This window comes from Rhizobium sophoriradicis (genome assembly GCF_025200795.1).
GTDB lineage: Bacteria > Pseudomonadota > Alphaproteobacteria > Rhizobiales > Rhizobiaceae > Rhizobium > Rhizobium sophoriradicis.
In genome coordinates, this window is record NZ_CP104152.1 from 492171 (window position 1) to 514435 (window position 22265).

Annotated in this window: 25 protein-coding genes; 15 read left to right on the top strand and 10 right to left on the bottom strand. The window is 62.4% G+C overall.

The window, feature by feature from the left end; genetic code table 11:
• Window positions 1-94 precede the first annotated feature (94 nt).
• A complete protein-coding gene (locus tag N2597_RS02345; protein WP_038687141.1) occupies window positions 95-1459 on the top strand; it encodes a putative bifunctional diguanylate cyclase/phosphodiesterase in 1365 nt (454 codons plus the stop codon).
• Between the two features lie 213 nt (window positions 1460-1672).
• On the opposite strand, the gene N2597_RS02350 is transcribed toward N2597_RS02345, so the two are convergent.
• From N2597_RS02350 to N2597_RS02370, 5 genes are all read right to left on the bottom strand, one after another.
• A complete protein-coding gene (locus N2597_RS02350) occupies window positions 1673-2278 on the bottom strand; it encodes a PRC-barrel domain-containing protein (protein WP_038687143.1) in 606 nt (201 codons plus the stop codon).
• 220 nt (window positions 2279-2498) lie between these two features.
• Window positions 2499-3386, bottom strand: coding sequence for an SMP-30/gluconolactonase/LRE family protein (locus tag N2597_RS02355; RefSeq protein ID WP_096762637.1), 888 nt, complete (start codon window positions 3384-3386; stop codon window positions 2499-2501).
• Window positions 3387-3390: 4 nt separating this feature from the next.
• Entirely contained in the window at window positions 3391-4023 is a 633-nt protein-coding gene (locus N2597_RS02360) for a 2-dehydro-3-deoxy-6-phosphogalactonate aldolase (RefSeq protein ID WP_096762636.1), read from the bottom strand.
• A gap of 13 nt (window positions 4024-4036) precedes the next feature.
• Complete coding sequence (locus N2597_RS02365) at window positions 4037-4951, bottom strand: 2-dehydro-3-deoxygalactonokinase (protein WP_096762635.1); 915 nt, start codon at window positions 4949-4951, stop codon at window positions 4037-4039.
• The gene (locus tag N2597_RS02370; RefSeq protein ID WP_106797413.1) at window positions 4951-5721 is read right to left on the bottom strand and encodes an SDR family NAD(P)-dependent oxidoreductase; all 771 of its coding nucleotides are present in this window, start codon (window positions 5719-5721) and stop codon (window positions 4951-4953) included. The genes N2597_RS02365 and N2597_RS02370 overlap by 1 nt, the downstream gene beginning before the upstream one ends.
• 103 nt (window positions 5722-5824) lie before the next feature.
• Between N2597_RS02370 and N2597_RS02375 the strand changes: the two genes are divergently transcribed.
• The 4 genes from N2597_RS02375 to N2597_RS02390 all read left to right on the top strand — a co-directional run bounded on the left by N2597_RS02375 (window position 5825) and on the right by N2597_RS02390 (window position 9382).
• Complete coding sequence (locus tag N2597_RS02375; protein WP_106797460.1) at window positions 5825-6622, top strand: IclR family transcriptional regulator; 798 nt, start codon at window positions 5825-5827, stop codon at window positions 6620-6622.
• A gap of 225 nt (window positions 6623-6847) precedes the next feature.
• The gene (locus tag N2597_RS02380; protein WP_106797412.1) at window positions 6848-7582 is read left to right on the top strand and encodes a LuxR family transcriptional regulator; all 735 of its coding nucleotides are present in this window, start codon (window positions 6848-6850) and stop codon (window positions 7580-7582) included.
• Window positions 7583-7769: 187 nt separating this feature from the next.
• The gene (locus tag N2597_RS02385) at window positions 7770-8090 is read left to right on the top strand and encodes a hypothetical protein (RefSeq protein ID WP_183597375.1); all 321 of its coding nucleotides are present in this window, start codon (window positions 7770-7772) and stop codon (window positions 8088-8090) included.
• Between the two features lie 107 nt (window positions 8091-8197).
• Window positions 8198-9382 (top strand): Mrp/NBP35 family ATP-binding protein, encoded by a 1185-nt coding sequence (locus N2597_RS02390; protein ID WP_183597373.1) that lies wholly within the window; start codon window positions 8198-8200, stop codon window positions 9380-9382.
• A 65-nt stretch (window positions 9383-9447) separates the two neighbouring features.
• On the opposite strand, the gene N2597_RS02395 is transcribed toward N2597_RS02390, so the two are convergent.
• Complete coding sequence (locus N2597_RS02395; RefSeq protein WP_225881393.1) at window positions 9448-9822, bottom strand: hypothetical protein; 375 nt, start codon at window positions 9820-9822, stop codon at window positions 9448-9450.
• A 14-nt stretch (window positions 9823-9836) separates the two neighbouring features.
• Between N2597_RS02395 and N2597_RS02400 the strand changes: the two genes are divergently transcribed.
• The 8 genes from N2597_RS02400 to N2597_RS02435 all read left to right on the top strand — a co-directional run bounded on the left by N2597_RS02400 (window position 9837) and on the right by N2597_RS02435 (window position 17145).
• Window positions 9837-10811: a magnesium transporter CorA family protein gene (locus N2597_RS02400; protein ID WP_038687155.1), complete on the top strand. Its 975-nt coding sequence runs from the start codon at window positions 9837-9839 to the stop codon at window positions 10809-10811.
• Window positions 10812-10829: 18 nt separating this feature from the next.
• The gene (locus N2597_RS02405; protein WP_183597371.1) at window positions 10830-12728 is read left to right on the top strand and encodes a potassium transporter Kup; all 1899 of its coding nucleotides are present in this window, start codon (window positions 10830-10832) and stop codon (window positions 12726-12728) included.
• A 264-nt stretch (window positions 12729-12992) separates the two neighbouring features.
• Entirely contained in the window at window positions 12993-14228 is a 1236-nt protein-coding gene (locus N2597_RS02410; RefSeq protein ID WP_106797409.1) for a cell wall hydrolase, read from the top strand.
• A gap of 272 nt (window positions 14229-14500) precedes the next feature.
• Window positions 14501-14839: an AtpZ/AtpI family protein gene (locus tag N2597_RS02415; RefSeq protein WP_038687161.1), complete on the top strand. Its 339-nt coding sequence runs from the start codon at window positions 14501-14503 to the stop codon at window positions 14837-14839.
• A 62-nt stretch (window positions 14840-14901) separates the two neighbouring features.
• Window positions 14902-15654 (top strand): F0F1 ATP synthase subunit A, encoded by a 753-nt coding sequence (locus N2597_RS02420; RefSeq protein WP_038687163.1) that lies wholly within the window; start codon window positions 14902-14904, stop codon window positions 15652-15654.
• Window positions 15655-15721: 67 nt separating this feature from the next.
• Entirely contained in the window at window positions 15722-15949 is a 228-nt protein-coding gene (locus N2597_RS02425; RefSeq protein ID WP_010026583.1) for a F0F1 ATP synthase subunit C, read from the top strand.
• Between the two features lie 77 nt (window positions 15950-16026).
• Window positions 16027-16650 carry a F0F1 ATP synthase subunit B gene (locus N2597_RS02430; RefSeq protein WP_038687167.1) on the top strand — a complete coding sequence of 208 codons (624 nt, stop codon included), beginning with the start codon at window positions 16027-16029 and terminating at the stop codon, window positions 16648-16650.
• 3 nt (window positions 16651-16653) lie between these two features.
• Window positions 16654-17145 (top strand): F0F1 ATP synthase subunit B, encoded by a 492-nt coding sequence (locus N2597_RS02435; RefSeq protein WP_038687169.1) that lies wholly within the window; start codon window positions 16654-16656, stop codon window positions 17143-17145.
• A gap of 294 nt (window positions 17146-17439) precedes the next feature.
• On the opposite strand, the gene N2597_RS02440 is transcribed toward N2597_RS02435, so the two are convergent.
• Together N2597_RS02440 and N2597_RS02445 are read right to left on the bottom strand one after the other, a co-directional pair.
• A complete protein-coding gene (locus N2597_RS02440; RefSeq protein ID WP_096762629.1) occupies window positions 17440-18129 on the bottom strand; it encodes a ribonuclease HII in 690 nt (229 codons plus the stop codon).
• 165 nt (window positions 18130-18294) lie between these two features.
• Window positions 18295-19452 (bottom strand): PA0069 family radical SAM protein, encoded by a 1158-nt coding sequence (locus tag N2597_RS02445; protein ID WP_183597369.1) that lies wholly within the window; start codon window positions 19450-19452, stop codon window positions 18295-18297.
• 139 nt (window positions 19453-19591) lie between these two features.
• On the opposite strand from N2597_RS02445, the gene N2597_RS02450 reads away from it, so the two are divergent.
• Window positions 19592-20110 (top strand): glycosyltransferase family protein, encoded by a 519-nt coding sequence (locus tag N2597_RS02450; protein ID WP_183597367.1) that lies wholly within the window; start codon window positions 19592-19594, stop codon window positions 20108-20110.
• 357 nt (window positions 20111-20467) lie between these two features.
• Entirely contained in the window at window positions 20468-20782 is a 315-nt protein-coding gene (locus tag N2597_RS02455; protein WP_038692270.1) for a hypothetical protein, read from the top strand.
• Between the two features lie 26 nt (window positions 20783-20808).
• On the opposite strand, the gene moaB is transcribed toward N2597_RS02455, so the two are convergent.
• Together moaB and N2597_RS02465 are read right to left on the bottom strand one after the other, a co-directional pair.
• A complete protein-coding gene (moaB, locus tag N2597_RS02460) occupies window positions 20809-21360 on the bottom strand; it encodes a molybdenum cofactor biosynthesis protein B (protein WP_038687175.1) in 552 nt (183 codons plus the stop codon).
• Window positions 21360-22253, bottom strand: coding sequence for a 4-(cytidine 5'-diphospho)-2-C-methyl-D-erythritol kinase (locus tag N2597_RS02465; RefSeq protein ID WP_096762626.1), 894 nt, complete (start codon window positions 22251-22253; stop codon window positions 21360-21362). The genes moaB and N2597_RS02465 overlap by 1 nt, the downstream gene beginning before the upstream one ends.
• Window positions 22254-22265 lie beyond the last annotated feature (12 nt).

The following is a 22265-nucleotide window of genomic DNA, read 5'->3' on the forward strand; positions in this document are numbered from 1 at the left end:
GGCGGTCAGGCTGCGAAGGCGGCTGATTTACTAGCGAATTGTTAAGAAATGCCGGTCATTCTTTGCTCGGCTGCGGAGGAAAGCTCGGGTTTGCATGATGAAATCGGCGGAAATGGCTTCCCTGACCGTGAGTCACGGTGAGCTCCAGGCGATGGCTTATACCGATCCGCTGACCGGGTTGGGTAACCGCAACCGCATGCGCGAGAAGGTTCTGCAGATTTCCGCCGAGCGCGCCAGCGATCCGGCTCCCTTCACCATCGGCATTGCCAATCTCGACAGCTTCAAACCGATCAACGATCTTTTCGGCTCCTCGGCCGGTGATGAAATCCTTTGCCAGGTCGCCCATCGCCTGAAGGCCTGCATTCCGGACGGCGCGCTGGTCACCCGTCACGACGGCGACGAATTCGCCTTCGTGCTGCCATTGATTTTCGAGCGGGCGAGTGCGGAGAAGTTCGGCCAGATGATCCGCGAGGTGCTGTCGGCGCCCTATGATCTCGGCGACCGCAACGTCCGTCTCTCCGCCTCCTTCGGCTTTTCCATCTATCCTTTTGCCGGAGAGGACTGCGAGGAACTGCTGAAGAGCGCCGAAACGGCGCTCTATCGCTCCAAGCGCCGCGGCCGCGGCCAGATCACCGTCTATTCGCGTGAGATCGCCCAGGAGATGAAGCGCGCCACACAGCTGGAGCAGGCGCTCAGAAACGCCATCATCTCCGATGCGATCGACGTGCATTTCCAGCCGATCGTTTCGCTCGCCAACAATCAGGTGGTCGGCTTCGAGGCGCTTGCCCGCTGGAACGATCCCGATCTCGGCTTCGTTTCGCCCGGCGTCTTCGTGCCGCTCGCCGAAGAGCGCGGTTTCATTGATGCCCTGTCGGAAACGCTGCTGCGCAAGGCGGCGGAAGCAGCACTTTCCTGGCCGCGCGAACTCTTCCTGTCGTTCAATCTTTCTTCGGCGCAGCTGATGGATCCCGGCACGAGCGGCAGCATCCTGTCGATCCTCGGCCGCGTCGGCTTCGATCCGCATCGCCTGGAATTGGAAATCACCGAGACGGCGGTGATGGGTTCGGCCGATACCGCTCACCGCATCATCGCCGATCTGCGCGCCGCCGGCGTGCGCATCTCGCTCGACGATTTCGGCACCGGCCAGTCGAGCCTCGGGCGCCTGCGCGACTTCATCTTCGACAAGATCAAGATCGACCGTGCCTTTGTCTCACGCATCAATTCCGACCGCGCCTCCGAACACATCATCAAGGCGATCCTTGCCATGTGCGATGGCCTGGAACTGGAAGTCGTGGCCGAGGGCATAGAGGATTACGCCGAGGCGGTGAAACTGCGCACGCTCGGCTGCGGCATGGGCCAGGGCTATCATTTCGGCCGCCCGGCCGATGGCATCGCCACGCTGCGCTTCCTGCACGAGAACTACTATGACGCGGCGATCGCCGAGCGCGTCAGCGCATAAGCAATTCCAGCAAAAGTGCGCCTCGGTTTTGCGTCCGGGATCGCGTGCAAACAAAGCAATTCCAGCAAAAGTGCGCCGCGGTTTTGCGTCCGAAATTGCGTGCAAAACAAACCAATTCCAGCAAAAGTGTGCCGCAAGGGGAACTCAGATCAGCAGACAAAGCAATGGCGCCCCTAGGAGCGCCATCACCTACGCTATACTACCACGCGCGGTTTACTTAGGCGTGGTCGAGCCGGTTGCCGTCGTATCGGTACCAGGTGCGACCGGAGCCTTCTCTGCAGACTGCATTGCCAGCGTCTTGAACTCAGGCGCAGCCTTCAGCGATTCAGCGGTTTCGCTGGTCGTCAGCTTGACGCTGCCGTCCTGGGTGTTCTGAGCTATGGTGATCGTTTCTATCGGAACGGCGACATCCTTTTCGCCGATGCCGAGGAAGCCACCGACGCCTACGATTGCGGCGACAATGCCGCCGTCCTTTTTCATGATCAGGTCGTTGACGCTGCCGATGCTTTCATTGTTGGCATTATAGACCGACTGGCCGATATAGGTATTGGCGCTGATCTGGTCCGGAGCCTGCTCCGTCAGATAGGTGCCCTGAGCCATATCCGTGCTCGGGGTTGCGGCGGGAGCCTGTGCAGCATCGCCTGCGGGTTTGGTCACGTCAGGTGTCACCGGCTTCGGTGCAGCCGGATCAGCCGGCGCTGCTTCGGTCGGAGCGGCGGGATCTGCAGGCTGCGGCGCGGTCTGCGAGAATGCCGCCGGTGCGAAAGCCGTGGCAAACAGCGCGCCAGCGGCAACGGTCGTCAAAAGTTTGCTTGTCATTTCGAACCTACTTTCATTTCTCTAGAGTGATCGCTGACCCGGCAATGCATCATCCTTGCCGCGCCGGTTCGTAGGGAAAATGAGCGGTGCGCGTATTGGTTCCGGTTGAAAACACGGAAAATTTCACCATTCTCACGGAACTTTTATCGGCGACTGGGGGCGAAACGAAAAGGCGCCCCGCTTGGGGGCGCCTCGGGATCGCGGCCATGGAAACCGGCGTTCAGAGCACGTATAGAGGATCAAACACGCCCTTGACCGTGATGCCGAGTTCCAGCAGCGCGCCGGCGGAAGGCTGAGCCGAGCGGGCATCCTCGTCGAGCCCCTCCCAGGCGGTCGTCACCGCCAACCGGTTGGCATCGACGCCGATGAAGGCCGGGCAGGAGGGCTGGACGGCGGGAACCTTGTAGCGCGAGATGCGCAATCCATCGGGATTGTAGCGGTCGACGACGCCCGCACCCCAGCGGGCATTCCAGATATAGCCGTCGGAATCGACCACCGAGCCGTCGATGTCGCCGGGCTCGTTCATGCTGTCGACGAGCACGATCGGCTCGCCCGCCGGCAGGCCGGTATGCGGATCGACCATGACGCGCATCAGCCGGTTGATCCGGGAATCCGTATAATAGCCGATCGTGCCGTCGGGCGAGAAGCAGATCGAATTCGGAATGCTGATGCCGTTGAAGATCTTCGTCACCTTGCCGCTTGCGACGTGATAGATGGCGCCGGCCTGGTTTTCCGCCCGCTTGCTCATTGTGCCGATCCAGAGCGCGCCGGAGGGATGGGTGCGGCCGTCATTGGAGCGGTTTTCCGGCCGGTCATTTTCGAGCGCTGCGTAGAAGGTGAGGTTGCCGCTTGCCACATCGCGTACGAAAAGCCCTTCCTCCGTCGCGATCAACTGCCGTCCGGCATCGATGCGGGCCAGCACGCTTGCCATCGCAGGCAGCGGATGCACCTTTTTCTCCCCCGTCGCCAGTCTGAGTTCGTGCAGCTCCTTGCCGAGGATGTTGAACCACCAGACCGTATTGCTGTCTGGATCATAGGTCGGCCCTTCGCCGAGGACGGAATTGGTGTTGCAAAGGGTCTTGCCTTCGAACTCGTAAATGTCGGTCATCCGCTCACGCTCCCATGGCTGCATCATAGGCGTAAATGGTTGCTTTCGCACGCTCGGCAACCTCTGCCGCGCTCATTCCCGGCTTGTAGAGGCTAGTGCCGAGGCCGAAGGCGAAGATGCCGGCTTTGGTGTAATCGGCGAAATTCTTGTCCGATACGCCGCCGACGGCAGCAATCGTCAGTTCCGGCGGCAGGATCGCCCGGATCGCCGTGATTCCGGAAGGACCGAGCACGCTCGCCGGAAAGAATTTGAGCCCGGTGGCGCCGGCCCGCGCCGCAGCCAGCGCCTCGGTCGGCGTGAAGACGCCCGGCATCGTCACCATGCCATGGTCGCGCGCCCGGATGATGACCTCGGGTTCGACATTCGGCGTCACCAGCAGCTTGCCGCCGGCCGCGTTCAGGCTGTCGACCGCCTCGACCGTCAGCACCGTGCCGGCGCCGATCAGCACCTCCGCTGGCGCCATCTTGGCGGCGATCTCGATCGATTTGAACGGCTCCGGCGAATTGAGCGGGATTTCGATCGCCGTCAGGCCGTTGTCGATCAAGGCGCCGACGACGCTTTCGGTCTCGTCGGGCCGGATGCCGCGCAGGATGGCGATCAGCGGGCGCTTCATGTCGGGGAAGGGGATACGGTTCATCGTGTCAGCTTTCTCAATTCGGCCAGATGGCTTCGGCGGCGGCCGATAGCCCGCGGCGCACAGCCTCGTCCGCATCGATAGCGGTGAAGGCAAGGGAGAGGGTTTTGAAGGCCTGTTCGTAAAGCGCCTGCAGGCGTCCGGAGGCGACGAGGGTGATGCCTGAGTTGGCGGCATCCTGCAGCGCACCGGCGATTTCGAGGCCGATCAGCGTGCCGGAGAGCCGGGCTTGCGCGGCAGCAGCGGAGATCCCGTGCAGGAGCTGGCCGGAGCGCGCGGTAAAGAGCAGGTTGGAGGCAAGGGCCGGCCGGGCGAAAGCGGCCGAGACCGCCGCTTCGAAGGCCGCCGCATCGGCCGGCTGCTCCTGCGCCCCCGCAACGGCATGCGACAGGATCGTGTGTTTGCTGATCGCGTCGAAGAGTTCGCCGGTCATGAAGGTGGAAAAGCCGGTGACGGTAGCATCCGTCACATGCACCCACTTCGAATGCGTGCCGGGCATGCAGACCGCCTGGGCGCCGACGCTCGTGCCGCCGAGCGCGCCGAGAAGCTGGGTTTCTTCGCCGCGCATGACATCCGGCGTCGCCGCCTGCCGCTGGGCGAGGCCCGGCAGGATGCGGATGTCGCGGCTTTCGCCGGCCACGCGGACGGCGGCAGTCAAGATCGAGGCGAGCGGTGCAGGCACGTCGATATAGCCGGCCTCGACCCAGCCCTGCCTTGCGCCGGCCATGCCGCAGACCACCACCGGCAGGTTTTCCGGCGCTTCGATGGCGGCAAGATGGCTTGATAGCACGGTGGAAAAGCCGGTCTTTGCCGCGCTGGTCATGCCTTCGCCGCTGCGGCGTTCGGCAAGCACGCTGCCGTCCCGGGCCATCAGCCACAGCCGGAAGCTGCTGGTGCCCCAGTCCACCGCGACATAAGACGGATTTGTCATTACAGAATGCCTCCATCGACAATCAGGGACTGGGCGGTCATTCCGGCCGCGCAGTCGGATGCAAGAAACAGGCAGGGACCGACGATCGCATCGGCTTTGAGCGCGACTTTCAGGCATTGCTGCTCGACCGAGCGAGCGATGCTCTCTTCGGTCAGCCACAACTGCATCTGCCGTTCGGTGACGACCATACCCGGCAGGATGCAGTTGACCCGGATATTCTCCGGGCCGAGCCGGCCTGCCATGCTCTTCGTCAGGCCTACGACCGCAGCCTTCGCCGCCGCATAGGCGGGAAAACCGCCCATGTTGAGCTTGAAGGCGATCGACGACATATTGACGATCGCCCCGCCGCCGGCCGCCCGCATCGATGGCGCCGCCGCCTGCGAGGTAAAGAACACATGCCGCAGATTGACCGCCTGGTTGTTGTCCCAATAGGCCTCGGTGACCGCATCGAATTCATGGCGATCGTCCCAGGCGGCATTGTTGACGAGCACGCGGATCGGCCCGGACGCGGCAACGACGCTGTCGACCGTGCGCCGGATCGCGTCGATGTCGCGCAGATCGGCATGGTAGAAGGTGACAGGATGCGCGGTGTGACCCGACAGCTGCTCGGCAAGCGCGTGGCCGGCGGCCTCGGCGATGTCGATGAAGGAAACCTTGGCGCCCTGGCGCGCGAAACCTTCGACGATTGCAGCGCCGATGCCCGAGCCGCCGCCGGTCACGAGCACGGTTCGGTCTCTGAACTCCGGAAATTGGGCTGCTGTCGCGGCCATCGTCTTCTCCCGACGAGGTGAACTGTTCCATTATTTGGAACTGAATTTGACTATATGGAATTATCGGTTTATGCTGGCCCTTCTGTCAAGGGCGGATGAGACGATGAATGCTTACGGCGGCGGCATAGCGCAGGCACGCGAGACCGGCACACTCGGCAAGCTGATGGTGCTGCTCGATCTCGTCACCCATGCCGATGCGCCGTTGCGGTTCACCGACATCCTGTCGCTCGCCGGCCAGCCGCGCGGCACCCTGCATCGCCAGCTCAGCCACCTGGTGGAGGAGGGGCTGCTCGAACTCGACGGTGACGGCCGCTATGCGCCGGGCCTGCGCCTGCTCGATTTCGCCGCCCGCAGCTGGGCGCGCAACGAATTCCGCCTGATTGCCGAACCGCACCTTGCCGATCTGCAGCAGGCGACCGGGGAGACCGTGCATCTCGGCGTTCTCAGAGGGCAGTCGATCATCTACCTCGACAAGGTCGAAGGCCGTCAGCCGGTGCGCATGTATTCGCAGATCGGCAATGCTTCGCCCTGTTACTGCACCGGCGTCGGCAAGGTGGCGCTATCGCTGCTTCCGGCCGAAAGCCTGGTCGATCTCCTTGCCGGCGTGAATTTCACCCGCTTTACCGCCGCCACCCATGCTTCGCCGGCAAGTCTGCTCGCCGAAATCCATGAGATCGCCGATCAGGGCTATGCTTTCGACCGTGAGGAGCATGAGGCCGGCATCCGTTGCGTCGCCGCACCCATCTGGTCGGAAGATCGGACCTTTCTCGGCGGCGTTTCGATCACCGGCCCGGCCTATCGCCTGTCGATGGAACTTCTCGCCCAATGGGCCGTTCCGGTTCGGCAGGCAGCCGGGAGGATCATGGAAGGCATGCGCATCCGCCTCGGCCCGCGTCGCTAGATGCGGCGATGATCAGCGGTCGGTGATTGCGGGTATAAGACAAAAGACTGAAACGGAAAAAATTGAGATTTGCCGGCGAATCACGACAACTGGAAATAGTCCGCGAAGTCGACAACAATTGTCGGCCGAACACTTGATGTCGCGGTCGACAGCACTTGATACAGAAGCAATCGTCATTCCCTGATGCAAGCAACCGGGCCGCGGCGCCGAAGATGAAGAAATGTGATGGAACCTTTGTCGCAAACATCCGCGGAAGAAGACGATTACATCAAGGAAATTGCCGGCCTGAAGACCCAGTTCGACATTTTCCGGTTTTTGAAACGCGTGACCGAAGCCTATCGCTGCCGCGCCTTCATGGTGCTCAATCTGCCGCCGATCACCTCCCTCGATCTTCAGGGCAGCACCGTCCTCACCAGCTGGCCGGCCGAGCTTCTGGCGCTTTATGACCAGGAGGGCTTGATGGTGGACAGCCCGGTTCTGCGGCGGCTGAGAACATCGGCGCGGCCCTTCTTCTACGACATGTCGCGACAGAGCTGGCCACGCGACGACGGCAAGTCCGCTCTGGTCGTTGGGCTATTCGAACGTTTCAGGATGATGCGTTGCGCCTATTTCCCGACGCATGAGGCCTCCGGCCTGCGCGGAGCCGTCTCCTTTGCCGGCGATCGCGAACCCTTCAGCCCGGCCGAGATGCGCGAGCTTTGTTATATCGCCATCCATGTCTTCGACAGGCTTGCCGAGATTCGCAATCTCGATACCCGCGTGACCGATGCGCTGACCGACCGCGAGATCGATTGCCTGAACTGGACGGCGGCCGGCAAGACCAGCGCCGAGATCGCCGAAATCCTGTCGCTGTCCGAGCATACGGTCAATCATTACCTCAACCGCGCCACCAAGAAGCTCGACACCGTCAACCGCACCCAGGCCGTCGCCAAGGCGCTGCGGATCGGCCTGATCAAATAAGTTGCAAAGCTGGCGAACGGCTCCTGCCTGCCGCTTAGCGCGTAGGCAGATCGGAGCGCCGTTTCGCCGCTTTTCCTAGCTTTTCCATCTGGCACGCTTTCTGCATCTCTTCTGCTAGAGGTCCAGAGGGGACTTTGCTGACCAGCGCCAGGAAATGGCGCGGCCGACACACCACCGCCAGACGCCGATGCCGCTTCTCTCCCGGCCTTCGGCGTCGGCGGCGGTTGTTGCCTTTCGGCACCGCTTCTTGCGCAGCTGCTCACGATTTCGTCTTGCTGGTCACTTTTTTCTGGCATTTTTTTCGGCTTGCGCTAGTTCGCCCCGCATTGCGCCGGTTCTCGGGGAGAGAGACCGTTGCGGCCATCAGGGCGAAAGCCCGGCGGACTTGATGGCCGCAACGGATTTCGAATCCCGGCCGGCGTTTTTCAAAGCCGGCAAATCGATTTTCCTCCCGATGATTTTGTTTGGCGAAGACGTGCGCCTCCACTATCTCTACCGCATGATTTAGCCTTGGCCGGAATCGACCAAGGCTAAATCATGCGGCAAGGTGCCATGGCGTCCTTTCTCGTCCTGAAAGACACGCCGTGGTCTGCAAGAAGAAGCAGTGAGGGTGGAATGACCGACGTCACCAAGGAACAGGTTCTCGAAACGCTGAAGACCGTGCGCGGACCGGACCTCGAGCACGATATCGTTGCGCTCGGCATGGTCTCCGATGTGTTCATTTCCGACGGCAAGGTCTATTTCTCCATCACCGTCCCGGCCGAGCGCGCCAAGGAGCTGGAGCCGATGCGGCTCGCCGCCGAGCGCGTCATCAAGGAAATGCCCGGCGTCAAGGGTGCGCTCGTCACGCTGACGGCGGACAGGAAGGCGACGGCCGCAGCACCTGCTGCCCGCCCGGCGCCGAACCCGCCGCACGGCCATGGCGGTCATGATCATGGGACCCACGATCATCAGCATCACGCCCATGCGCCCCAGCCACAGCCGCCGCGGGCCGGCAAGATCGGCGTGCCCGGCATCGGCGCCATCATCGCCGTCGCCTCCGGCAAGGGCGGGGTCGGCAAATCAACCACCGCCGTCAACCTGGCGCTCGGCCTGCTCGCCAACGGCCTTCGCGTCGGCATTCTCGATGCCGATATCTACGGCCCTTCGATGCCGCGGCTCCTGAAGATATCCGGCCGCCCGACGCAGATCGACGGCCGCATCATCAATCCGATGGAGAATTACGGCCTCAAGGTCATGTCGATGGGCTTCCTCGTCGACGAGGAGACGGCGATGATCTGGCGCGGGCCCATGGTTCAGTCGGCGCTGTTGCAGATGCTGCGCGAAGTCGCCTGGGGCGAGCTCGACGTCCTCGTCGTCGACATGCCGCCCGGCACCGGCGATGCGCAGTTGACCATGGCCCAGCAGGTGCCGCTTGCCGGCGCCGTCATCGTTTCCACGCCGCAGGATCTCGCTTTGATCGATGCCCGCAAGGGCCTCAACATGTTCCGCAAGGTCGAGGTGCCGGTGCTCGGCATCGTCGAGAACATGAGCTATTTCATCGCGCCCGATACCGGCACCCGTTACGACATCTTCGGTCACGGCGGCGCCCGCAAGGAGGCCGAGCGCATCGGCGTGCCCTTCCTCGGCGAAGTGCCTCTGACGATGAATATCCGTGAAACCTCCGACGCCGGCACCCCGCTCGTCGCCTCCGACCCGAACGGCGTCGTCGCCGGCATCTATCGCGGCATCGCCGCCAAGGTCTGGGAGCAGCTCGCCGGCCAGTCCCGGCGACCGGCTCCGGCGATCGTCTTCGAATAGCGTTGGCCTCTCCGAACCGCACAGCGGCGCTGGCGTAAGGATATACCGGAAGGCCAAGCGCCGAATCACCGCCTGCGATCACCCCGATTGTGGGGGAAACGTGGTGAAAAGCCGCGCTTCACGGAAGATGTCTTGATTATTTCACGGCTTTGCTGCATATGCCGCGGCGCCATGATGGCGTTGTTGCAGATGCTCAATGTCGGCCGCCCTTCGTTTCGAAGGTTCTGGCCCGCCTGCAAGATCGAAGGATTGGTAACTGCGATGCGGTGGAGCACAATGCGCATGGTGGCCTTGAAGGCCGGATGCAGCCGGAGTTTTATGAACTTTCTTGATCCGCTTCCGTTTGGACCTGGGACGAGCGACCGTCGCGCCGCCGCGATGGCGGCGGCATGGAAAGGCTTCCGATGAAAATGGCGATGGCCACCAAGCGTCGTGAGCATCGGAGACACTGCCGGTGATCACCGCTTACTGCTCCAATTGCAAATCGGTCGAGATCCGCGATCTCTCGCAGCCGGCATCCTTTCCCGAGGATGTCGTCTGGATCGACATGGTCGAGCCGAGCCGCGAGGAGGAGCTTTATGTCGAAAAGGTTCTCGGCATCGAAGTTCCGACCCGCGAGGATCTCAAGGATATCGAACCTTCGGCTCGCCTCTACATCGAAAACGACGCCGTCTTCATGACCGCTTCGCTCGTCTGGAAGGCGGAAACCGACGCGCCGACGCTGACCGATGTCGCCTTCATTCTGGCCGGAAACCGTCTGGTCACCATCCGTTACGCCCATCCAAAATCCTTCGCGCTGTTCATCGCCGCCCTTCACCGGCTGCCGGAAAACTGGCGCAGTGGTGCTGCCCTTCTCGCCAAGCTCTTGGAGACGATCGTCGACCGCACCGCCGAAATCCTCGAAACCTCCGTCTCGCGCATCGACATTTTGTCGACGCATGTCTTCGGCCGGGCGAAAAAGGTGCGCAAGCCTTCGAACTACCTCGAGCAAAAATTGCGCGATATCGCCGGTCATCACCGCATGATCAGCAAGCTGCGCGATAGTCTCGGCTCGCTTTCCCGGCTTCTGACGTTCTTTCACACGATCCCGGCGATCCAGCAGGACCACGAGGCGAAGGAGCTCTGCCGCACCATCTCGCGCGATATCCAGTCGCTGTCGGAGCATGCCGCCTTTGTCGCCGCCAACATCACCTTCCTGCTCGACGCCTCGCTCGGCCTGATCAACATCGAACAGAACTCGATCATCAAGATCTTCTCGATCGCCTCGGTCGTGTTCCTGCCGCCCACATTGGTCGCATCCGTCTATGGCATGAACTTTCAGGTCATGCCGGAGCTGGCTTGGACGGCGGGTTACCCCTTCTCACTGGCTTTGATGGTGATATCAGCCGTGATCCCCTTTTTCTTCTTTCGCTGGAAAGGCTGGCTCTGAGAAGCCTGTTGAAATTTCATGTCCGAAGAGAGCCATCCGCACGAACGCCAGATGACGCCGCGCAAGCTTTTTTATCTCGCGCTCGGTTCGGTCGGCGTCGTCTACGGCGATATCGGCACCAGCCCGCTCTATGCTTTTCGCGAGGCGCTGAAGCCTGTCGCCCATGACGGTGTCACCCGCTTCGAGGTGATCAGCCTGATCTCGCTGATGATCTGGGCGCTGACGATCATCGTCACCATCAAATATGTGCTCTTCCTGCTACGCGCCGATAACGAAGGGGAGGGCGGCACGCTGTCGCTGCTTGCCCTTCTGATGAAGACCGCCAACGGCCATACCGCCATACTGATGCTGCTCGGCCTGATGGGGGCTGCCCTCTTTCTCGGCGATGCGATGATCACGCCGGCGCTGTCGGTGCTGTCGGCGGTCGAGGGCCTGAAGCTCGTCACACCAAGGCTGTCGGAATATATCGTGCCGATTTCGGTGGTGATCCTGGCGCTGCTCTTCGTCGTGCAATCGCGCGGCACCGGCGCGGTGGCGAAATTCTTCGGCCCGATCACCGCCGTCTGGTTCCTGGTCATGGCGGCCGCCGGCATTTCCCATATCTCCGATGATTACGGCATCCTTGCCGCCTTCAATCCCTATTATGCCGTCGCCTTCCTGCTGCATGAGGGCTTTTACGGAATCGTCGTGCTCGGCGCCGTCTTCCTGACGGTAACGGGTGCGGAGGCGCTGTATGCCGATCTCGGCCATTTCGGCCGCCGCCCGATCCAGTGGGCCTGGTTCCTGCTGGTGTTCCCGGCACTGACGCTGAACTATCTCGGGCAAGGCGCTCTCGTTCTCGGCAATCCGATGACGATGTCCGATCCCTTCTATCTGATGTATCCCAAGTGGGCGCTGCTGCCGGTCGTCATCCTGGCGACCGCCGCGACGATCATCGCCAGTCAGGCGGTTATCACCGGCGCGTTCTCGATGGTGCGCCAGGGCATCAACCTCGGCTTCCTGCCGCGCATGGAAATCCTCTTCACCTCGGAAACCAATACCGGGCAGATCTTCGTGCCGTCGGTCAATGCCGTGCTGTTCTTCGGTGTCATCTTCCTGGTATTAGGCTTCAAGACCTCGGACGCGCTGGCGACCGCCTACGGCATTTCCGTCACCGGCGCCATGGTCGTCACCTCGATCATGGCCTTCGAATTCGTCCGCGCCCGCTGGAACTGGTCGTTTGCCCTCGCGGTGGCCGCGCTTGCGCCGCTGGTCGTGCTCGAATTGATCTTCCTTGGCGCCAACCTTCTGAAGATCCACGATGGCGGCTATATCCCGATCCTGATCGCCACCGCCTTTACCATCGTCATGTGGACATGGCGCCGCGGCACCGCGATCCTCTTGGAAAAGACCCGCCATACCGATATTCCGCTCGCCTCATTCGTCAGTTCCATCGAGCGCAAGAGCGAGCATTCGCCGGCCCAGGTTCCGGGCACTGCGATCTTCCTGACCAGCGATCCGGAATCGGCCCCGGCCGCCCTCTTGCACAATCTCAAGCACAATCACGTGCTGCACGACCGCAACGTCATCCTGACGATCCGCACCGTCAACAAGCCGCGCGTGCCGAGCCACGACCGTTACAAGGTCGAGCCGATCTCCGAGCGGTTCTCCCGCGTCGAGCTGCTGTTCGGCTTCATGGAATCGCAGAATGTCTCGCAGGCCCTGGCGACGCTGCGCAAGACCGGGTTGAAGTTCGACATCATGTCGACCTCCTTCTATCTCGGCCGCCGCAAGCTGGTGCCGGACGCCAAGTCCGGCATGCCCTATTGGCAGGACCGGCTCTACATCGCGCTTGCCAACGCCGCCACCAACCCTTCGGACTACTTCCGCCTGCCGGCAAACCGCGTGGTCGAACTGGGATCGCACGTTATTATTTGACGGGTGCGGGCGACAGCCCTGACGCGGGTCTCCCCGCTGTCTTGCACTTCCGTCACCTCGTCCTCCGTCATGCTCGGCCTTGAGCCGAGCATCCACACGGCACCCACCATAAGCCGCGGCATGGATCCTCGGCTCAAGGCCGAGGATGACGGAGCTTGGGGATGCGTCCCGTCAAACCAGCCAAATCGGAATATCCAAAACCGCCGATGGTCACATTCCGGCACGACCCGTTAACCGGACGTCAAGGTTAATGCGAGATTTTCGATGGAATGTTCCCGCGTTCCATGCCCGGAGTTCGTGTTGCGTCGAAAGAGTCCCTCCCGTAGCAAGCTGCTTCCCGAGAACTGGGTGTCACCTGTCATCTTCGGTCTTGCCGGCTGGCTGATCTTCCCGAGCGTCGCCTCCCACGCCGACCTCGCCACCATGCTCGCCGGTCTCGATCGTGACGGCGAGAGCTGGCGTATGGTTCTGACCAATTCTCCGGCCGGCTCCATTCATCAGGCTGAACTCGCCTTTGCCGATCCTGATGTGACGGGTTCGATCGCGTCGGGCGCCGGCATGGTGCTGCCGGATGGCCGCAAGGTCGCTTTCTCTGCCCCGGACAAGGGCGCTGCCAAGGACAAGGGCGCGGCCAAGGGCCACGAGGACACGCCGGACGAGGATCGCGTCAATCGCGGCATGAAGAAGGGCCGCATCGTCGCCGTCGAAAAGATGCAGCCGCCGAAGGATTTTTCCGCCGGCTCCATTCTCGAGCGCACCAGGATGCTGTTCACCCCGAGCTTCGACCTCAAGGACCGATCGGCCTTCGTCAAGCCGAAGATCCAGGGCAAGGAAATCGAGATCGCCACTTCTTTCTATAAGAAGCAGGCGGTGGTGACCGACAACGGCGTGCCGGCGGTGCTGGCAAACCTCGTCACCAGCAACAAGGCCGACGTGCTGGCGACGGCCTATGCGCCGGCAACACCCGACTATGCCAGCCAGTCGCCCTTCGATTCGATCCTGACCGATCAGGACAGCGGCCGCTTCGTCCCCGAGATCGGCCCGCGTGATCACGCCTGGGCCGCTAGCGTGCTGCCGCCGAGCGTCTTTTCCGCCCGCGAGCAGCAATGTCTTGCCTCCGGCATCTATTTCGAGGCGCGCGGAGAATCGGTGAAGGGGCAGGCGGCCGTTGCTCAGGTCATTCTCAATCGCGTCCGCAATCCTGCCTATCCGAAGACCATCTGCGGCGTCGTCTATCAGAACGAGGATTGGCGCAACCGCTGCCAGTTTTCCTTCGCCTGCGACGCCATCAAGGACAGGGTGAACTCGGAATATCACTGGCGGATGGCCCGCGATGTGGCGATGGCGGTGACAGCAGGCAAAATCTGGCTGCCGCAGGTGGGCTCGGCGACTCATTACCACGCCGTCTACGTCCGGCCGAAATGGGCAAAGACCATGGAAAAGGTCGGCCGCATCGGTCTCCACGTCTTCTACCGCACCTATGGCGGCGGCTGGAGCTGAGATAAATCGTCCGGGTCCGGCCGATTTCCGGCCCCGAAAAGCGGATTCTTTCCGTCGAATTTGTGCGATCGACCCGCGATCGCTTTATCTCATTGATTCCATGTGACTATTTTCTCGCTGGACAGAAGCTGTCTACGCCTTGACTATACTAATCCCTAAAACTATGTTGCGCGCGACTTCAGAACGGGCCGGAAGGGTCTCAACCTTCGCGTCCGGGGTCCGAATGACCGGGGTAGCGGGAGTGCGGGCGACGGGCAGGCGAGGATAGATCCATGGCGGACGACCGCGAAGAAAGTCTTGAGAAGCGCCGTGCGCAACTGGAAGCGAAACTCGCGACCAAGCGCGTCGAGGCGAAAATGGACGAGGCGAACGAAGCCCGCGCCGAGGTAAGCCGCAAAGGTTATGCCCAGGCGATGAAGCTTTCCAGCGAGTTCATTGCCGCCATCATCGTCGGTGCCGTTCTTGGCTATGTCTTCGACCGTTTTGTTGGCACGGCGCCTTGGGGAATGATTGTTCTTCTGCTTCTCGGATTCTGTGCCGGCGTTCTGAACGTGCTGCGTTCTGCGGGGGTGGTGGCCCATCCCCTGGACGACAAGGACGACAAGAAATAAGGACCGGTCCCGGTCCAGTGCAATGACCCCGCGTCCTGCGGGCCAAAGAGAGAGAACAAGCGGTGTCTAACGATCCGACTCATCAGTTCCTGATCCAGAAGATTGTCCCGATCGAAATCGGCGGAATTGATTTTTCGTTCACCAACGCATCGCTGTTCATGGCCGCTTCGGCTGCCGTTGCCGCAGGCTTTCTCTATTTCGCGACCTCGAACCGCGCCATCGTGCCGGGCCGTTCGCAGTCGGTCGCGGAAATGTCCTATGAATTCATCGCCAATATGCTGAAAGAAGGCGCAGGCAAGCAGGGAATGAAGTTCTTCCCGCTGGTCTTCTCGCTCTTCATGTTCGTCCTGACGGCGAACCTGCTCGGCATGTTCCCCTATTTCTTCACGGTGACGAGCCAGATCATCGTCACCTTCGCGCTGGCGCTCCTCGTCATCGGCACGGTCCTGGTCTACGGTTTCTATAAGCACGGCTTTCACTTCCTGAACGTCTTCGTGCCCTCGGGCGTGCCCGGCCTTCTGCTGCCGCTGGTCGTCCTGATCGAAATCATTTCCTTCCTGTCCCGTCCGATTTCGCTCTCCGTTCGTCTATTTGCAAACATGCTCGCCGGTCACATCACGCTGAAGGTGTTCGCAGGCTTCGTTGCCTCGCTTGGAGCCCTCGGTGCAGTCGGTATCGGCGGAGCCGTTCTTCCCCTCATCATGACCGTCGCCCTGACCGGTCTCGAGTTCCTCGTTGCCTTCCTCCAGGCTTACGTCTTTGCGGTGCTGACTTGCATGTACCTCAACGACGCGATCCATCCGGGCGGGCACTAAGGATAACGACATCGACGTCAAAGGGCGTCAGTCATTCGCCGCAACAACCATTTCAAAGGAGTTCAACATGGAAGCGGAAGCAGCAAAGTTCATCGGTGCAGGTCTGGCTTGCTTTGGTATGGCCGGTACGGCTCTCGGCCTCGGCAACATCTTCGGCAACTACCTCTCCGGCGCTCTGCGCAATCCGTCTGCCGCTGACAGCCAGTTCGGCCGTCTGGTATTCGGCTTCGCCGTTACGGAAGCTCTGGGCATCTTCTCGCTGCTCGTCGCTCTCCTCCTCCTCTTCGCCGTCTGATTTCGGCGGATAGATGGATCACGGCCTGCGACCGCAAGCCGTGATCCTTTGCATTTGCAGTCCACCTGGAGGTGAGCATGTTTTTTGTGACCCCGGCTTACGCTGAAGAAGCACCGGCGGCAGCGACCGGCACGGATGCGCATGGCGCTCCGGCCGCAGGCGAGGTCCATACCGAGACCGGCGTAGCCGAAGGCGAACACGCCCGTGGCCCGTTCCCGCCCTTCGATTCGACGACCTTCTCGTCCCAGCTGTTGTGGCTGGTGATTACGTTCGGCGTCTTCTACCTCCTTATGCAAAAGGTCATCGCGCCGCGCATCGGGGCCATCCTCGATCAGCGCCACACGCGCATCTCCCAGGACCTGGAAGAAGCAGGCCGGCTGAAGGCGGAAGCCGATGCCGCCGTCCAGACCTATGAAGGCGAATTGGCCGCAGCACGCGCCAAGTCGAATGCGATCGGCTCCGCCGCGCGCGACGCCGCCAAGGCCAAGGCCGAAGAGGAACGCCGCACTGTCGAGGCGAGCCTGTCGGAAAAGATCAAGGCTGCCGAAGTCCGCATCGCCGACATCAAGGCGAAGGCTTTCGCCGATGTTGGCACCATTGCCGAGGAAACGGCGGCTGCCGTCGTCGAACAGCTGATTGGCGGCAATGCTGCCCAAGCTGATGTCGCCGCTGCCGTCGCGGCCGCCAAGAAGGAGGCTTGATCGATGGAATTTCACCTTGACGCGACTTTCTTCGCCTTTGTCGGCCTCGTCCTTTTCCTGGCACTGGTTGTCTACCTGAAGGTTCCCGGAATGATGGCGCGCTCGCTCGACGACCGCGCCGACCAGATCCGCAACGAGCTGGCCGAAGCCAAGCGTCTGCGCGAGGAGGCCCAGCACCTGCTCGCCGAATACCAGCGCAAGCGCAAGGAAGCGGAAGCCGAGGCGGCGCACATCGTTGCTGCCGCTGAGCGCGAAGCTGAGATGCTGACTGCCGAAGCGAAGAAGAAGACGGAAGAATTCGTCGCCAATCGCACGGCGCTCTCCGAGCAGAAGATACTGCAGGCCGAGGCCGAAGCGATGAAGGCGGTCCGTTCCGCCGCCGTCGATCTGGCGATCGCGGCCGCTGAAACGGTGCTCGCCAAGAAGGCGGATGGCAAGGTCCAGTCCGAACTCTTCGGCAATGCCGTCGGCCAGGTCAAGACGCGGCTCAACTGAGCGGTATCGAATGGAATGAGGAAAAGGCCGGGCATGTCCCGGCCTTTTCTTGTTATGACGCTTCTCTCGGAGCCATCCCGGGTGTGTGATGCTGTTGTTTTGATTGGCGCGTATGGCTGCCCCTCACCCTAACCCTCTCCCCGTTTTACGGGGAGAGGGGACGTGCCACACGAGAGGCGAGCGGGGGACGGAGCGCGTGCGGCATATCCCCTTCGCCCCGCGCGCGGGGAGAAGGTGCCGGCAGGCGGATGAGGGGCAGCCCTCGACAATTCACGGCGTTCTATTTGAGCCGACCTATTCCGGTATCAACTCATCCGTCTCGGGTCCGTCCTCGCCCTTGCGCAACGGCCGGAAGCTCATTCGGTGCAGGGAGCAGGGGCCGTGTTTCTCGATGCCGGCGCGGTGCTGCGCCGTGCCGTAGCCGACATGCGCGGCGAAGCCGTAATCCGGAAAGACATTGTGGGCGCGCGCCATCATCCGGTCGCGCGTCACCTTGGCGACGATCGAGGCGGCGGCGATCGAGACCGAGCGGGCATCGCCCTTGACCACGGCCTGCCCGGGGCAATCGAGGCCGGGCGGCACGTCGAGCCCGTCCGTCAGCACGTAGCTCGCCGGAACGGCGAGGCTGCAGATGGCGCGGCGCATAGCGTCGAGGCTTGCCTTGCGGATATCCGTCTCGTCGATTCGCGTCGAGCTGGAAGAGGCGATCGAGACGGTCGCGGTCGCGAGAATCTGCACGAACAATTCCTCGCGCCGCTGCGCCGAAAGCTGCTTGGAATCGTTGAGGCCCTCGGGGATGCGCTTCGGGTCGAGGATGACGGCGGCGGCGACGACCGGTCCGGCGAGCGGCCCGCGGCCGGCCTCGTCGGCGCCGGCGACCGGCCAGTGGCCGGCCTTGCGGGCTTTGAGTTCCAGGCGGAAATCCGGCACGAGCGGAGCCGTGTCGAAAAGCAGGGGAGAATCGGGTGGCGTGCGAGGTCTCATGCGGCTGAACCTCGCACGCCAACCCGATTTCCCGCAAGTCCCCGGATCAGGGCGGCGGGCCGGGGACGGTCCGGCGGATGGTGGCGGTCAGGGCCATCCGCGGGAATTGCGCTCGGGGCTCGAAAACAGGGCGGTTTTTCGAGGCCGATGCGCAAATTCTTTAAATCAGAGCAGCGACAGCTGTACGCCGCTGCCACCTGGCGGCACGAACAGGTCGTCGCGCAGCGGCAGACCGCGTCGCGTCAGGCCGAAACGCCTCGCCGCCATTTCGAAGCGCCGGGCGATCTGCCACGCATAGGGACCGGCGCCCTTCATGCGCTTGCCGAATTCTGCATCGTAATCCTTGCCGCCGCGCATTGAGCGCACCAGCGACATCACATGTCGGTAGCGATCGGGATAATGCTGCAGCAGCCAGTCGCGGAACAGCGGACTAACCTCGAGCGGCAGCCTCAGGATGACATAGCTCGCCTCGACGGCGCCGGCCGCCTTGGCCGATTCGAGGATGCGCTCCAACTCGTGATCATTGAGCGCCGGGATCAGCGGGGCGGCCATCACGGCCGTTTGGATACCCGCTTCCGACAGCGTGTGAATGGTCTCCAGCCGACGCGGCGGCGTGGCGGCGCGCGGCTCCATCGTCCGGGCAAGCTTACGGTCGAGCGTGGTCACGGAGATGCCGACGCGCACCAGGTTCTTCGCCGCCATCTCCTGCAGAATGTCGAGATCCCGCAGGATCATTGCTGACTTGGTGACGATCGAAACCGGATGGTTCGCCTTGTTCAAAACCTCGAGAATGCCGCGCATGATGCGCCATTCCTTCTCGACCGGCTGATAGGGGTCGGTATTGGTGCCGATCGCGATCGCCCGCACCTTGTAGCCCGGCTTGGCGAGCTCCCGCTCCAGCAGCTTTGCCGCATCCGGCTTGGCGAACAGCTTGGTTTCGAAATCGAGCCCCGCCGAAAGTCCCATATAGGCGTGTGTCGGCCGGGCGAAACAATAGATGCAGCCATGCTCACAGCCGCGATAGGGATTGATCGAACGATCGAAAGCGACGTCGGGCGATTCGTTGCGGGTGATGGCCGCGCGCGGCTTTTCGATCTGGACCTCGGTCTTGAACGGCGGCAGCTCTTCCAGCGTCTGCCAGCCGTCGTCAAAGGTCTCGCGCTGCAGCGCCTCGAAGCGACCGGTCGGGTTCAGCCCGGCGCCGCGCCCGCGGCGCCGGTCGACCTCGACCCTCAGCCCGGAGGATACGATCATCGCATCGGCAATATCTGCCGTATTGGCAGGCGCGAATGCGGCCTGCCCTGCCAAGGACTGCTCTCTCATCGGATTCTCCCGCGGCGGGAAGCGATCGCCTCCGCCCGTTTTGCTGATTAAATTCCTATCGGCAAAATGAGAACAATGCAAGAACAAAATACGGAAAACCCCGCTGGCAAAAAATTGTGCGACGCATTATGACTAGACAATGTTGACGGTTGTTCTCGAGTGTCAGGATCAGGAATCCGAGCTGGCCCAGACCTTATCGGTCTTGGTGGCAGGTGCAGTGGAGGGGCTCGTCGGTGATGTTGTCGTGCTCGATCACGGCTCACGCGACGGCACCTCGCGGGTCGCCGACGCCGCCGGCTGCCGGTTTCATTCGCAGTGGGATATCAGGGACATCGTCGCTTCCGCCCGCGGCGACTGGCTGCTTTTCGTCGAGCCGGGTGCACGCCCGCAGGCCGGCTGGATCGACGAGATTGCCGAATATATCGCGCTCAACAAGTTGCCGGCCCGCTTCACCGCCTCGCGCGGTTACCGGCGCCCGTTTTTCGAGCGCGTCGGCCGCGCCGCGCCGCCGCTGGAGCTTGGTCTGCTGATGCCGAAAAGCCAGGCGCTTTCCGCCGCCAGGAGCGGCATGCGCCTTGCCGACTTCGTCAAGGGTCAAAAGCCGCGCAAGCTCGCGTGTGAATTGATTCCTTCCTGGGTGGCGCGCGCTGCGCGTTAGCATACCAGAAGCTGCCCCTCACCCTAACCCTCTCCCCGTAAAAACGGGGCGAGGGGACGTGCCCTGCGAGACGTCAGCGGGGAACGGAGAGGTTGCGACATGTCCCCTTCGCCCCGTTTACGGGGAGAAGGTGCCGGCAGGCGGATGAGGGGCCAGTCTAGGAACGACGGCGGCGATCGCACTCTCCCACCGATCGCGCAGAAGATAGCGCCCAATAAGTTTTCGCGCTATAATCCTCCCATGGCGCCGCCGAAGCGCCTCGCTTCGCAACGGATGGCCATGGAATGCCGGTGGACGGCGGAACAGGTCAGCGAAAATCTCCTCTTCTGCCGGGTTCCCGGCGAGAGGAGGTGCGTCGTGGTACGCGGTATGGTTTACGGCCTGGCGGCCGTCATATTGCCGACATTGATAATCGCGCATCCACATTCGGCAGCGTCGCAGACGATGCTCAGTTGCGCAGGCCGATCCGACGTCGTCAAATTCCTTGATAGGAATTTTACTGAAAAGCTCACCGCAGTCGGATTGATAAACCAGAACTCCGTTCTTGAGGTTTATGCCGCCAAAAGCGGAACCTGGACGCTCGTCGTCACCGATGTCCACGGCATAAGCTGCATCCTGCTGTCAGGGGACAGCTGGGATTCGATGCCCGCCTTGCCTGGCCTTGCCACATAAAAGCCGTCCGCTCTTTTGCCGGCAGTCTACTTCGTTGCGCCGCGTTTCAGGTGCTCGTCGAGCCGCGGCATGATTTCGACGAAGTTGCAGGGCGTGCTGCGGTAGTCGAGCTGCCCCTTCAGAATACCGTCCCAGGCATCCCGGCAGGCGCCGGGCGAGCCCGGCAGGGCGAAGATGAAGGTGGCATTGGCGACACCCGCCGTGGCGCGCGACTGGATCGTCGCCGTGCCGATTTTCTCGTAGGAAATGCGGTGAAAGACCGCGGAAAAGCCGTCCATACGCTTTTCGAACAAGGGCTCCAGCGCCTCGGGCGTCACATCGCGACCGGTAAAACCGGTGCCGCCTGAGGTGATGACGACATCGATGTCGTCCCGTTCGGTCCAGGCCTTGACCTGCGCGGCGATTTTGTCCCGGTCGTCAGGCACGATCGCCCGGTCGACCAGCCGGTGCCCCGCTTCGGTGATCCGCGCCGCCAGCGTGTCGCCGGATTTGTCGGTTTCCGGCGTGCGGCTATCCGAGACCGTGAGGACAGCGATGCCGACGGCGATAAACGGCCGCTTTTCGTCCAGACCTGCCATTACATGCCTCCCGAAACCGTTTCCGTCGCCTGGACATACCAGTCGGGCCGATCGCCGTGAAGAGCTGCAGCCGCCTCTTGCGCAGCCGCCATTGTCGAAAAGATCCCGAAACAGGTGGCGCCGGAGCCGGACATGCGGGTGATGAGCGCGCCCTGGGCCTGCAGCATCTGCGAGATCACGGTAATCTCCGGCACCAGTTCGCGCGCCGGCGGTTCCAGATCGTTGCGGGCCGCGCCGATCGCCGTAAGCCAGCCGTCAGTCCCGGACAGACCGCGGGCGAGATGCAGAGCCGGATTGTTCTTGCCCGCCAGCCGGCGGAAGACCTCGGGCGTCGATACGCCCTTCAGGGGATTGGCGAGCACCATGGCAAAGGCCGGCAGATCAGGCACGACTTCGATTCTTTCGCCGATCCCACGGGCAATCAGCGGTCGGCTCTCAAGGCACATCGGCACATCGGCGCCGAGCTTCAGCGCAAGGCTGGCAAGGGTCTCCACCGGCAAGTCCATGCCCCAGAGCCGCATCAGCCCGCGCAACGTCGCGGCCGCATCGGCCGAGCCGCCGCCGATGCCGGAAGCGATCGGCAGGTTCTTTTGAAGGTGAATATGCACAGGAAAGGCGAGGGCACCGAGCTGCTCGCGCAGGAGATCGCGTGTCCGCAGCACCAGGTTGGTGCCGTCGCCGGCAAGCGTCTCGCCGAAAGGGCCCGACAGCGTGAAAGCGTCGGCCTGCGCAGGCAGAAAGCCCAGCCGGTCGCCGCAATCGGCGAAAGTCACCAGCATGTCGAGCAGATGATAGCCATCTGCTCGCTGGCCGGTCACATGCAAAGCGAGATTGATCTTCGCGCGCGCCATTTCGGTGACGCCGAAAGCCTCGGCCAGGCCCTCTTCAGGCATGCTCCGCGCCCG

What these genes read in the sequence shown, in the direction of transcription:
- N2597_RS02380 (WP_106797412.1), top strand. Translation starts at nt 6,848, where the DNA reads ATGGAACCTTTGTCGCAAACATCCGCGGAAGAAGACGATTACATCAAG.
- N2597_RS02430 (WP_038687167.1), top strand. Translation starts at nt 16,027, where the DNA reads ATGTTTTTTGTGACCCCGGCTTACGCTGAAGAAGCACCGGCGGCAGCG.
- N2597_RS02375 (WP_106797460.1), top strand. Translation starts at nt 5,825, where the DNA reads ATGAATGCTTACGGCGGCGGCATAGCGCAGGCACGCGAGACCGGCACA.
- N2597_RS02365 (WP_096762635.1), bottom strand. Translation starts at nt 4,951, where the DNA reads ATGACAAATCCGTCTTATGTCGCGGTGGACTGGGGCACCAGCAGCTTC.
- N2597_RS02360 (WP_096762636.1), bottom strand. Translation starts at nt 4,023, where the DNA reads ATGAACCGTATCCCCTTCCCCGACATGAAGCGCCCGCTGATCGCCATC.
- N2597_RS02425 (WP_010026583.1), top strand. Translation starts at nt 15,722, where the DNA reads ATGGAAGCGGAAGCAGCAAAGTTCATCGGTGCAGGTCTGGCTTGCTTT.
- N2597_RS02435 (WP_038687169.1), top strand. Translation starts at nt 16,654, where the DNA reads ATGGAATTTCACCTTGACGCGACTTTCTTCGCCTTTGTCGGCCTCGTC.
- N2597_RS02410 (WP_106797409.1), top strand. Translation starts at nt 12,993, where the DNA reads ATGGAATGTTCCCGCGTTCCATGCCCGGAGTTCGTGTTGCGTCGAAAG.
- N2597_RS02405 (WP_183597371.1), top strand. Translation starts at nt 10,830, where the DNA reads ATGTCCGAAGAGAGCCATCCGCACGAACGCCAGATGACGCCGCGCAAG.
- N2597_RS02465 (WP_096762626.1), bottom strand. Translation starts at nt 22,253, where the DNA reads ATGCCTGAAGAGGGCCTGGCCGAGGCTTTCGGCGTCACCGAAATGGCG.
- N2597_RS02345 (WP_038687141.1), top strand. Translation starts at nt 95, where the DNA reads ATGATGAAATCGGCGGAAATGGCTTCCCTGACCGTGAGTCACGGTGAG.
- N2597_RS02390 (WP_183597373.1), top strand. Translation starts at nt 8,198, where the DNA reads ATGACCGACGTCACCAAGGAACAGGTTCTCGAAACGCTGAAGACCGTG.
- N2597_RS02450 (WP_183597367.1), top strand. Translation starts at nt 19,592, where the DNA reads ATGTTGACGGTTGTTCTCGAGTGTCAGGATCAGGAATCCGAGCTGGCC.
- N2597_RS02415 (WP_038687161.1), top strand. Translation starts at nt 14,501, where the DNA reads ATGGCGGACGACCGCGAAGAAAGTCTTGAGAAGCGCCGTGCGCAACTG.
- N2597_RS02385 (WP_183597375.1), top strand. Translation starts at nt 7,770, where the DNA reads ATGCCGCTTCTCTCCCGGCCTTCGGCGTCGGCGGCGGTTGTTGCCTTT.
- N2597_RS02395 (WP_225881393.1), bottom strand. Translation starts at nt 9,822, where the DNA reads ATGCTCACGACGCTTGGTGGCCATCGCCATTTTCATCGGAAGCCTTTC.
- moaB (WP_038687175.1), bottom strand. Translation starts at nt 21,360, where the DNA reads ATGGCAGGTCTGGACGAAAAGCGGCCGTTTATCGCCGTCGGCATCGCT.
- N2597_RS02370 (WP_106797413.1), bottom strand. Translation starts at nt 5,721, where the DNA reads ATGGCCGCGACAGCAGCCCAATTTCCGGAGTTCAGAGACCGAACCGTG.
- N2597_RS02350 (WP_038687143.1), bottom strand. Translation starts at nt 2,278, where the DNA reads ATGACAAGCAAACTTTTGACGACCGTTGCCGCTGGCGCGCTGTTTGCC.
- N2597_RS02445 (WP_183597369.1), bottom strand. Translation starts at nt 19,452, where the DNA reads ATGAGAGAGCAGTCCTTGGCAGGGCAGGCCGCATTCGCGCCTGCCAAT.
- N2597_RS02355 (WP_096762637.1), bottom strand. Translation starts at nt 3,386, where the DNA reads ATGACCGACATTTACGAGTTCGAAGGCAAGACCCTTTGCAACACCAAT.
- N2597_RS02440 (WP_096762629.1), bottom strand. Translation starts at nt 18,129, where the DNA reads ATGAGACCTCGCACGCCACCCGATTCTCCCCTGCTTTTCGACACGGCT.